Raw genomic sequence first — 471 nt, 5'->3', positions numbered from 1 at the left:
GCGTCGACAGCGTGTCGGAGCCATAGGGCCGGCGCTCGATTGCCAGCACCGTCAGGCCGGCGCGGGCAAGCAGCAGCGCCGTCGAGGCGCCGGCGCAGCGCACGCCGACGATGATGGCGTCGTAATGGGCGCGCTTGGGCGTGAGCGGAAGGGAAATCGCGGTCGTTGGCATCTTCGGTGTCCTCACGGCGGCCTCTCAGGCGGCTTGGCGACCTTTGCGGTCGAGATAGCTGGAGACCTCGGCGGCGATCGCTTGCGCGTCGACGCCGGCGCCGCCGATGAAGTTGGAATCGCGCTTGCGCAGGAAGCGGAAGCCGAGCGCGTAGAGGCCGGGAACGCCGGTGATCCCGTCGCGGTGCGCCAGCTCGCCATCCGGCCCAACCGCCGACGGCTCCAGCCAGTCGAACGAGCGGGCATAGCCCGTCCCCCAGATCACCGTGCCGGTAGACACCTACGTCAGCCAAAGCCGCT

General features: G+C 69.9%; 1 protein-coding gene. It reads right to left on the bottom strand.

Annotated elements, in window-relative coordinates:
• Positions 1-196: 196 nt before the first annotated feature.
• Positions 197-451 (bottom strand): hypothetical protein, encoded by a 255-nt coding sequence (locus EOA32_RS37735; RefSeq protein ID WP_128374342.1) that lies wholly within the window; start codon positions 449-451, stop codon positions 197-199.
• Positions 452-471: the final 20 nt, after the last annotated feature.

The sequence above is a fragment of the Mesorhizobium sp. M1A.F.Ca.ET.072.01.1.1 genome, from assembly GCF_004023325.1.
Classification (GTDB): domain Bacteria; phylum Pseudomonadota; class Alphaproteobacteria; order Rhizobiales; family Rhizobiaceae; genus Mesorhizobium.
Note: the sequence above shows the minus strand (reverse complement) of the source record. Positions and strands in the feature narration are given on the sequence as shown.